The organism is Pantoea sp. ME81 (genome assembly GCF_903970985.1).
Taxonomy (GTDB): Bacteria; Pseudomonadota; Gammaproteobacteria; order Enterobacterales; family Enterobacteriaceae; genus Pantoea; species Pantoea communis.
In genome coordinates, this window is record NZ_CAJCKS010000162.1 from 1 (window position 1) to 10,913 (window position 10,913).

The window sequence follows — 10,913 nt, forward strand, 5'->3', positions numbered from 1 at the left end:
ATCACCACCGGTGCAGGTGCCGATACCCTGGTGTATCACCTGTTAGCGAGTGCAGACTCAACGGGAGGGAACGGTCACGATACCTGGACCGACTTCAATGTTGCGCAAGGCGACAAAATTGACATCAGTAACTTGCTAATCGGCTGGAATGATTCCACAAGTAATATTAATGATTTCGTGAAAGTGGATCATACTTCAGATGGCAATACCGTGCTCTCAATTGACCGTGACGGTACCGGTACGGGTTACAGCAGTACCCAGTTGATAACGCTGGAAGGTGTCAACGTTTCACTGGAGGAATTGCTGCAGCAACCGCACCAGACTCACACGGCATAAGGGGCCGCGCGTAGCAAGGATGCAGTAAGGGCTCATGGATGAGCCCCTTTCCTTTTACTGACTGGTGGATTATCGATGGATTTGATGCAATCAGGCGCTCCAACTCGCCGTTACTCTAAGCTAAGCGTCTTCTGTGCGGGCATCGCTTTATTTCATTGTTCACAACTCATGGCTGCCAGTGATGCGCTCACCTCGGCCAGCCGAATCACCTCCGCAGGCCTGGCGCAACAGCAGCAGGATCTGCCGTCATTAACCGGTGAAGTGGCCGAACCCGCATTGGCTCACGTCCCGGATTCACTCACGATTAACCAGGCCGTACAGCGTGCCATTCAGTGGCATCCGGATATCGCGCAGGCGGTGGGGAAAATGCTGGAACAGGCCAACCAGGTGGATGTGGCGAAAGCCAAATATTATCCGCAGATCAGCGGCGGGATGAACAACGGCTACAGCAATGCCTATACCGAGAAGGGGTTCAGCCCATCGTTTGTGTTATCGGTTTCGCAGATGTTGTATGACTTTGGCAAAGTCAGCAGTTCGGTACGATCCGCTGAAGCTGGCGTGGCGATGGAACAAGCCAACGTGCTGGTGAGTATTGATACGGTGGCACATGACACGGCCTCCGCGCTGGTGGAAGTGCAGGGCTATCAGCAACTGGTGAAGATTGCCCAGCAGCAGCTCGATGCACTGAGCAAAATTGGCGATCTGGCCCGTCAGCGAAATGATGAAGGCGCGGCTTCGCTCTCCGATGCCACGCAAACTGATGCGCGTATTGAAGGGGCGCGCACCACGCTGATTCAGTATCAGGCCAACCTCGATCGCTGGCGTGCCACGTTGGCGACCTATCTCGGTTGGCCGCTGGTGAAGAAAGTGAATGAGGATTTTCCGGTGAACCTGACGCGCTCCTGCGCGGTGGGTAAAGCGGATGACAAACTCAACCCGGCAGTACTGTCGGCATGGGCACAGGCCAATCAGGCACAGGCAAAACTGGATAATGCTAACGCGCAGAACCTGCCAACGATTTCGCTGGAACCCCAGGTGACGCACTACCTCAACAATCACTACTCCGGCAGTGAAACGCTCGATCGCACTCAGTATCAGGCCTTCGTCAAAGTGGAGATGCCGATCTATCAGGGAGGCGGGATCACTGCCGCGCGTGACGCCGCTGCCAACGCCTTGCAAGCGGCCAACGCGGCCGTCAACTCCGCGCGCCTGAAAGCACGGCAGCAACTCAGTGAATCGCAAAGTGCAGCCCTTAGCTTGTCGCAGAGTCTGGCGATTATGGGGCGGCAACAGACGCTGGGTGAGAAAACCCAGCAGCTCTATCAGGATCAGTATCTGCAACTCGGCACCCGTCCGCTGCTGGACGTGCTGAACGCCGAGCAGGAAGTGTTCCAGACCCGTTTCACCCTGCAGCAAACCATCAGTCAATTACGATCGTTGCAACTCGACTGCTTATACAGCACCGGGCATATCCGATCGGCGTTCGCTTTGAATAATCAGCGGATCCAGAATGTGGAGATCCAGCCATGACCCAATTACAAATTCCCGATGCCCCGAATGGTGATACCAGCAGTGGTGCCGACGGTCACGTTCCGTTAAATGGATGGGCGACGGCGATCATCCAGATCGCCACCCATTATCGTTTGCCCTGTTCTCCGGGCATGATTATGGCCGCCGCCGAATGGCAGGGTAAACAGACGCGTGACAAAGCGCTGCGCCATTTAGCGCGTCAGGCGGGGTTATCCCTCCAGCTGTACGAAGAGAACAAGTGGGAAATCACCAGCTGGCGTCTGCCGCTGGCAGTGGAGCTGGCCGACGGACAGGTCGGTGTCATCACCCACTTTGATGGTGAAGATGAAGTGCGCGTGCACTTTTCGGGAGATGAGCAACCGGCGCCCGTTGCGCTGGAAACGCTGCTGCCGGAGATTCGTTTTGCCGCCGCATTACGTCCGGTCACCGCCGCCAAAGACAGCCGCGTCGATCGCTATCTGGCAACGGTAAAGCCAGATTGGCTGCGGCGTTTGGTGCTGCATGACCTGCGGCCTTATGGCCACGTGATGCTGGGATCCTTCCTGCTCAACCTGCTAGCGATGGTCGGCATTATCTTCTCGATGCAGGTGTATGACCGCGTGATTCCGGCGCAATCCTATCCCACGCTGTATGTCCTCTATATTGGGGTGATTATCTCCGTGGTGTTCACCTACATCCTGCGTGTTGGGCGCGATCATGTCACTGACCTGCTGGGTAAACGTGCCGATATGCGTGTTTCGGATCGCGTGTTTGGTCATGCGCTGCGGCTGCGTAACAGTGCAGTGCCGCGCTCCACCGGTACCTTTATTTCGCAGCTGCGCGAGCTGGAATCGATCCGCGAAATGGTGACCTCCACCACCGTTTCCGCCATTGTTGATATGCCGTTCTTCCTGCTGTTTATGCTGGTGATGGCGATCATTGCGCCACAGCTGGCGTGGATTGCGCCGATTGCGGTGATCCTGATGGTGCTGCCCGGCATTCTCAGCCAGAAGAAGTTGTCAAAGCTGGCGCAGCAAAATCTGAAGGAATCGACGCTGCGTAATGCGGTGCTGGTGGAGAGTGTGCAGGGGCTGGAGGACATCAAGCTGATGCAGGCGGAGGACCGTTTCCTGCAACAGTGGAACAGCTACATTCGCATTACGGCGCAATCCGGTGTGGAGATGCGCAAAGTGATGCATTCGCTGATCAGCTGGGGTGTCACGGTGCAGGGGCTGGTGTATGCCAGCGTGATCGTGGTCGGTGCGCCGATGGTGATCAACGGTGATATCACCACCGGTGCGATTGTTGCGGCTTCGTTGCTCTCTTCACGCATGATTGCCCCCATGGCGACGTTGTGTGGGGTGCTGGCTCGCTGGCAGCAGGTGAAAGCCGCCAAAGGCAGTCTGGATGCGTTGATGAATCTGCCGGTGGAGAACAGCAAAGACGAAACCCGTATCCACTGTCCGGTGCTGTTCGGCCATTATCAGTTCAATGATGCGATGTTCCGTTATTACACCGATTCACTCACCATCGCGCTGCGCATCAAAAGCCTGACCATCAAACCGGGTGAGCGTATTGCCGTGCTGGGTCGTAACGGATCCGGTAAATCGACGCTGCTGCAGGCGATGATCGGCGGCATGGATCTGGTGGGCGGTGAACTGCGTCTGGATAACCTCAGCTTGCCGCATATTGATGTGTCGGATGTGCGCCGCAACGTAGGTTTGATGACGCAAAACGCACGCCTGTTCCACGGCACGCTGCGTGAAAACCTCACCATGGGCGCGGCCCACGCGACTGACGATGCCATCTTCGGTGCATTAACGGTCAGCGGCGGGGCGGATTTCATTCGTCGCTTGCCACTCGGTCTCGATCATCCGGTGATGGAAGGCGGGGTAGGCTTATCAGGCGGCCAGCGCCAGTCGGTACTATTGGCTCGCATGCTGTTGCGCGATCCCAACATTATCCTGCTGGATGAACCCACGGCGGCGCTGGATGATCATACCGAGAAGGAGTTCATCGAACGTCTGGGCGCGTGGCTAAATGGCCGCACGCTGATCGTGGCGACGCACCGTGCGGCGATCCTTGCGCTGGTGGATCGCGTGCTGGTGCTGAAAGATGGGCAACTGGTGATGGACAGCCCGAAAGAGAATGCGTTGCCGCCACCGCGTGCCGGCGGTAGCCCACCGGAGGTGCGTCCATGATGAAGCAACTTCCCGGCAAACTGCGACTGGTCACCGCGGCAGAAGTCGATTCCTCTGACGATCTGTTGGGGGAGCTGAAATCTGAGACCCACTACACCGGTGCGGTCAGGCTGATCACCATCAGCGCCGCGTTGATCCTGATATCGCTGGTGTGGGCCTGGTTTGGCGTACTGGATGAAGTCTCAACCGGCACGGGCAAAGTGATCCCGAGCTCACGTGACCAGGTGCTGCAATCCTTAGAAGGCGGCATCCTTACCGAGCTTTATGTGCACGAAGGCGATCGGGTGAAAGCGGGGCAGGTGGTGGCGCGTCTTGATGCCACGCGCTCGCAATCCAGCGTGGGTGAAAGTGCGGCGCGTTATCGTGCGGCACTGGCAGCGGCCTCGCGCCTGAGAGCCGAGGTCAACGACAATCCCCTTACTTTCCCCAATGAGCTCAAAGCTTATCCTGATTTGATTGCCTCCGAGACGCGGTTGTACAAAACCAAACGCGCTCAGCTTGCTGACTCGACGAAGCAGTTCAACGAGTCGCTGGCGTTGGCAAACAAGGAATTGGCGATCACACAAAAGCTGGCCAAAACGGGTGCCGCCAGTAGCGTTGAAGTGCTGCGTTTGCAGCGCGATAAATCGGATCTGGAGCTGAAACTCACCGACATGCGCTCGCAATACTATGTGCAGGCGCGTGAGGAGTTGGCGAAAGCCAGTGCCGAAGCGGACAGCCTGGCTGAGGTGATTAAAGGGCGCGAAGATACGGTGACGCGCCTGACCATCCGTGCGCCGATGAACGGCATCGTGAAAAATATCAAAGTCTCCACCGTCGGCGGGGTGATTCCTCCCAACGGTGAACTGATGAACATCGTGCCACTCAACGACCGTCTGCTGATTGAGGCGCGACTGTCACCGCGTGATATTGCTTTTATCCATCCCGGCCAGCGTGCGGTGGTGAAGATCTCAGCCTATGACTACGCGATTTATGGTGGCATGAACGGCGTGGTGGAAAGCATTTCACCGGATACCATCCAGGATGAGGTGAAGCCGGAGATTTACTATTATCGCGTGTTTATCCGCACTGATAACGACTACGTGCAGAACAAAGCCGGTAAGCGCTACTCGATCAGTCCGGGGATGGTTTCTACTGTCGATATCAAGACCGGCGAGAAGACCATCATGGATTATCTGGTGAAACCGTTTAATAAAGCCAAAGAGGCGATGCGCGAACGCTAATCGCACAATCTCGATGTTTAAGGGCCGCCGTTGAGGAGTCAACGGTGGCTTTTTTGTGTCTGTGAGTGGATGACTTAAATGAAATTTATGTTTTATTGGTGTGTGAACCGGTGCCATTTTGCAAGACGATGTCATTTTTTATCCAGTATCAGCGCTAACCTGTTCGCCAAATCTAATGCTGAAAGGATGCAGCTAACCAAGGCCATTCTCAGGGAGTTTTCTCGGTTTTCTTTGACCTGATGGGTTGCAATGGTAATTACTGGAAGCTTTTTGACATTTTTAGAAAATTTTAGTGTGAATTAGTGAAGCGTGTTGGGGATTTGACTTAAACTTTCGTTAACCAGATGAATTAAAGCGTTTTATACCAGTAGGTGCTTTTTTGTGGTTAAGAATCGACCGCTGAATAGGTAAGGGTTCAATAAGAATATGCTTAAAATTCTTGTGCCGCCTGTTGCTGTATGTTACATAGAGTGTCGAATTTCTATCCCTTGCTCACTTCAGATTTTTCTGTGAGCGTCGCAGTGAAAAATAATAAAAAGAGCTTACCTCACTACCCGTTAAGCGGATGCCTATGCGCACGCTTTGGCTCGCCACTGATAAAGATGGCGCGATGAGGTTTTTCAAGGGATAGAGCAAAATCTTTAATGCAATTTAGCTACGCGTCCGTTGTATGGAAGCGTAGCGAGAGCATTTGCCAGATACATCATGCAAAGGAACTGACATGAAGCAGGTTGTTTTTCAGGAGCAGCAAAGCGGCAGCATTTTGCCGGGATTTATCCCTTCAGTTTCTACCGTGTTGGTTGAGTGGCACCCAGCGCTTAGCCTCAACTCTCAGCATGACCCAATCGAATCTAAGAATCCGCAAATAGGGTGCAGAACCTCTGAGTCCCTGCGCTTTTGATTACCTGTTGACTGAATAAAAATAACCAGCCTCGTACAAATTTTCGGCTGACCATGGAGAAGTGGGTGTGAGAATTATTGCCAAACCCGAATTGTAGTTTGGGCACCCCAACAATAATTGATGACTGTTACATGTTGATGAAAGTGAAGTCCGCCGCATCCACGATGCGTTCGCGTTTTCCTGCCATTTCACTGGCGGAAATCCAGAAGCACCTGGCGAAAATTATCATTCTGCTGCCGATGGCGCTGCTGCTGATCTATCTCGTGATCTTCAGCCAGCCGCGCTATATGAGCGAATCCAAAGTCGCGATTAAACGTTCTGACGATCTCACCAGCAGTAGCCTTAATTTTGGCTTGTTGCTGGGTGCCTCTAATCCTAGCTCCGCCGAAGATGCGCTCTACCTCAAGGAGTACATCAATTCACCGGACATGCTCCGGGTGCTGGATAAGCAACTCGACTTCCATGAAGCCTTTAGCCATAGCGGGTTGGATTTCCTCAACCATCTGGCGAAGGAAGAGACTGCCGAGCGCTTCCTGCAGTACTACCGTGACCGCATCAGCATTGCTTACGACGACAAAACCGGCCTGCTGGATATCCAGACGCAAGGCTTCAGCCCGGAATTTGCGCTGAAGTTTAATCAGGCCGTGTTGAAAGAATCCGAGCGCTTTATCAACGAACTGTCGCACCGGATTGCACGCGATCAGCTCTCGTTTGCTGAAGCGGAAATGGAGAAAGCACGCGTTCGACTGGATGCCAGCAAAAGTGAATTGCTGGCTTACCAGAACAGCAACAACGTGCTGGACCCGGAAGCGCAGGCTCTTGCCGCCAGCACCCTGGTCAATACCCTGATGGGTCAAAAGATCCAGATGGAAGCCGATCTGCGTAACCTGCTGACCTATCTGCGTGATGACGCGCCGCAGGTGGTGAGTGCGCAAAACGCGATCTCCTCCTTACAAGCGCAGATTGACGCCGAAAAAAGCAAAATCACCGCGCCTCAGGGCCACAAGCTGAACCGTATGGCGGTGGATTTTGAAGAGATTAAATCGAAGGTAGCGTTTGATACCGAGCTGTACAAGCTGGCGCTGACTTCGATTGAGAAAACCCGCGTGGAAGCGGCACGCAAGCTGAAAGTCTTATCGGTGATCAGTTCACCGCAGCAGCCGCAAGAATCCACATTCCCCAATACCCCTTATTTGATCGCCTGCTGGTTGCTGGTGTGCTGCTTATTGTTCGGCACGCTGAAATTGCTGTTAGCCGTTATTGAAGATCACCGGGATTAATTGAGTTCGTCATGAAATTATTGAAGTCACTGTTACTGCTTGCCGTCTGGCAAGCCACCTCCGCCAGCGCGGCCGTCGATATTAATGCCGACCCGAATCTGACCGGTGCGGCACCGCTGCCTTCGTTCCTCACCGGCCAGCAGAGTCAGGTGCAGAGCAGCGATGGGTTTGATAACACCCCGCGCCCGGTAGCACCGGCGATGATAAGCCGCATGTTCGGCGCACAGCTGTTTAACGGCACCAGCGCCGATAGCGGCGCTACCGTTGGCTTCAACCCTGGCTATGTGCTCAATCCTGGCGACAGCATTCAGGTTCGTTTGTGGGGCGCGTTCACTTTTGATGGCGCTCTGCAGGTTGATCCGAAAGGCAATATCTTCCTGCCGAATGTGGGGCCGGTAAAAGTCGCGGGCGTGAGCAACAGTCAGCTGAATGCGTTAGTGACTAGCAAAGTAAAAGAGGTTTATCAGGCTAACGTCAGTGTGTACGCCTCGCTGCTGCAGGCGCAGCCGGTGAAGGTTTACGTGACCGGTTTTGTGCGCAGCCCTGGACTATATGGCGGTGTGACCTCTGATTCCCTGCTCAACTACCTGATTAAAGCGGGCGGCGTCGATCCCGATCGCGGCAGTTATGTCGATATCGTGGTGAAGCGTGGCAACCGCGTGCGTTCCAGCATTAACCTGTATGACTTCCTGCTCAACGGCAAGCTGGGTCTGTCACAGTTTGCCGATGGTGACACCATCGTGGTGGGGCCGCGTCAGCACACCTTTAGCGTGCAGGGTGATGTGTTCAACAGCTATGACTTTGAATTCCGTGACAGTAGCATTCCGGTGACGGAAGCGCTGAGCTGGGCGCGTGCTAAGCCAGGCGCCACCAACATCACTATTATTCGCCAGCAGGGCTTGCAGAAACGTAGTGAGTATTACCCGATCAGTTCTGCGCCGGGCCGCATGTTGCAGGATGGCGATACGCTGATTGTCAGCACCGATCGCTATGCCGGCACCATTCAGGTTCGCGTCGAAGGTGCGCACTCTGGCGAACACGCGATGGTGCTGCCATACGGTTCGAGCATGCGTGCGGTGTTAGCGAAGATCCGCACCAACAGCATGTCTGAAATGAGTGCTATCCAGCTTTACCGTCCTTCTGTGGCGCAGCGTCAGAAGGAGATGCTGGATCTGTCCCTGCAGAAACTGGAAGAGGCCTCGCTCTCTGCCCAGTCCTCCACCAAAGAAGAAGCCAGCCTGCGCATGCAGGAAGCTCAGCTGATCAGCCGCTTCGTCAACAAAGCGCGCAACGTGGTGCCGAAGGGTGAAGTGATCCTCAACGAGAAGAACCTCGATTCGATTCTGCTGGAAGATGGCGACGTGATTAACATCCCGCAGAAAACCTCGCTGGTTATGGTGCATGGCGAAGTGCTGTTCCCGAATGCGGTGAGCTGGGAGAAAGGCATGAGCCCGAAAGATTACATCGAGAAGTGTGGTGGTCTGACGCAGAAATCGGGTAACGCCAAGATTGTGGTGATTCGTCAGAACGGTGCAGCCGAGAACGGTGAAGATGTCGACACGCTGAACCCAGGCGACGAGCTGATGGTACTGCCGAAGTACGAATCGAAGAACATCGAAGTGACACGTGGAATTTCCACCATCCTCTACCAGCTGGCGGTGGGTGCGAAAGTGATTCTGTCGATCTAAGGATAAAGAGACATGATTGGTATTTTCTCATCAGGTATTTGGCGTATTCCGCATCTGGACAATTTTCTGGCACAGCCGTGTCAGAAGCTTTCTCCGATGCGTCCTATACCCGCTGAGATTGATACTGTCGCGGTGTGGGGCCATCGCCCTAGCGCACGCAAGCCGGTGGAATTAGCACAGGCGGCGGGTAAATCAATTCTCCGTCTCGAAGATGGTTTTATCCGCTCGCTAGATTTGGGGGTAAGCGGGGCTCCGCCACTCTCAATGGTGCTGGATGATGAAGGGATCTATTACGATGCCAGCCGACCGAGTGCGCTGGAGCGTTTGATCCACCAACGCGAAGACAATCAGGCATTAGCCGCAGAAGCGAAAGAAGCGATCCACACCATCGTTACGGAAGACCTTTCCAAATATAACCAGGCTCCGGCATTCATCGCCGGGGAGAGCCTGACCAGTAACTTAGTGCTGGTGGTGGATCAGACCTTTGGCGATATGTCAGTGACATACGGTAACGCCGGGCCAGATGATTTTGTAGCGATGCTGGATGCGGCGATAAAAGAAAACCCGTCATCGACCATTTGGGTGAAGGTCCATCCTGATGTGTTAGAGGGTAAAAAAGCCGGATACTACCATCAGCTGCAATCGACGCATCGCGTACATTTGATGGCGGACAACGTCAGCCCGCAATCGTTGCTGCGGCATGTCTCACGCGTATATGTGATGACTTCGCAATATGGTTTCGAAGCTTTGATGGCAGGTAAGCTAGTGACCTGCTTTGGCCAGCCCTGGTATGCAGGATGGGGGTTAACTGACGATCGCCATCCACAGGCGGAGCAACTTCGCCAGCGTCGTGGAAGCTCAACGTTGGAAGAGTTGTTTGCCGCCGCCTATCTGCGTTACAGCCGGTATATCGATCCGTTGACAGGTGGAGCCGCAACTCTATTTGATGTGTTGGGCTGGATGCAGTTACAGCGACGTCATCAGCAGCAGCGCAGTGGACATTTATGGGCTCCAGGATTAACGCTGTGGAAATCCACCATCCTCAAACCGTTTTTACATACCACCGCCAATAAACTGAGTTTTTCCCGCCATTGCCGTGCTGCTACTGCATGTGTGGTGTGGGGAGTACGAGGCGAGCAACGCTGGCAGGAGAAAGCCAGATTACGCCAGCTGCCGTTATGGCGGATGGAAGATGGTTTCCTGCGCTCTTCAGGTTTGGGTTCAGACTTGCTACCGCCACTTTCTCTGGTATTGGATAAGCGCGGCATCTATTACGACGCCACACGCAGCAGCGATCTCGAAGTGATGCTAAACCATAGCGAACTGACGCTGGCACAACAGTTGCGAGCAGAGAAACTGCATCAGCGTTTGGCTGAGAGCAAACTGAGTAAATACAACTTAGGGGCGGATTTTGCCCTGCCGCAAGGTTCGCAGGGTAAGCGGATTCTGCTGGTGCCCGGCCAGGTTGAGGATGATGCCTCAATTCAAACGGGTACGCTTTCCATCAACACCAATCTGTCATTACTGCGCACGGTTCGTGAGCGTAATCCCGATGCTTTCATCATTTATAAGCCACACCCTGATGTGCTGGTAGGCAATCGCAAAGGGGATATTCCGGCGGAAGTGGTGACGCAATTGGCGGACTATCAGGCGCTGGATGCTGATGTCATTCAGTGCATCCAGATGGCAGATGAACTGCATACCATGACTTCACTCTCCGGCTTAGTGCTAATTCCACCGGCTTGCGTGCGCTAGGGCGATGGCCCCACACCGCG

6 protein-coding genes and 1 pseudogene are annotated in these 10,913 nt (G+C 54.3%); all 7 read left to right on the forward strand.

All coding sequences use genetic code 11. The annotated features are described in order from the left end of the window. Positions 1-336, forward strand: a 336-nt coding sequence (locus tag H7A81_RS21865) for a type I secretion C-terminal target domain-containing protein (RefSeq protein WP_182058712.1), incomplete at its 5' end; no start/stop codon positions are given. Between the two features lie 168 nt (positions 337-504). Beyond that, positions 505-1,866, forward strand: coding sequence for a TolC family outer membrane protein (locus H7A81_RS21870; protein WP_370529976.1), 1,362 nt, complete (start codon positions 505-507; stop codon positions 1,864-1,866). Beyond that, complete coding sequence (locus H7A81_RS21875; protein ID WP_182058713.1) at positions 1,863-4,046, forward strand: type I secretion system permease/ATPase; 2,184 nt, start codon at positions 1,863-1,865, stop codon at positions 4,044-4,046. Before H7A81_RS21870 ends, H7A81_RS21875 begins: the two co-directional genes overlap by 4 nt. After that, complete coding sequence (locus H7A81_RS21880) at positions 4,046-5,269, forward strand: HlyD family type I secretion periplasmic adaptor subunit (RefSeq protein ID WP_370529977.1); 1,224 nt, start codon at positions 4,046-4,048, stop codon at positions 5,267-5,269. The genes H7A81_RS21875 and H7A81_RS21880 overlap by 1 nt, the downstream gene beginning before the upstream one ends. A 1,032-nt stretch (positions 5,270-6,301) precedes the next feature. Then, complete coding sequence (locus H7A81_RS21885) at positions 6,302-7,450, forward strand: capsule biosynthesis protein (RefSeq protein ID WP_058961877.1); 1,149 nt, start codon at positions 6,302-6,304, stop codon at positions 7,448-7,450. An 11-nt stretch (positions 7,451-7,461) separates the two neighbouring features. Continuing rightward, positions 7,462-9,138, forward strand: a complete 1,677-nt coding sequence (locus tag H7A81_RS21890) for a polysaccharide biosynthesis/export family protein (RefSeq protein WP_182058715.1) — start codon at positions 7,462-7,464, stop codon at positions 9,136-9,138. Positions 9,139-9,150: 12 nt separating this feature from the next. Beyond that, a pseudogene (locus H7A81_RS21895) lies at positions 9,151-10,860 on the forward strand (capsular polysaccharide biosynthesis protein); the annotation flags it as partial. Between the last annotated feature and the right edge of the window lie 53 nt (positions 10,861-10,913).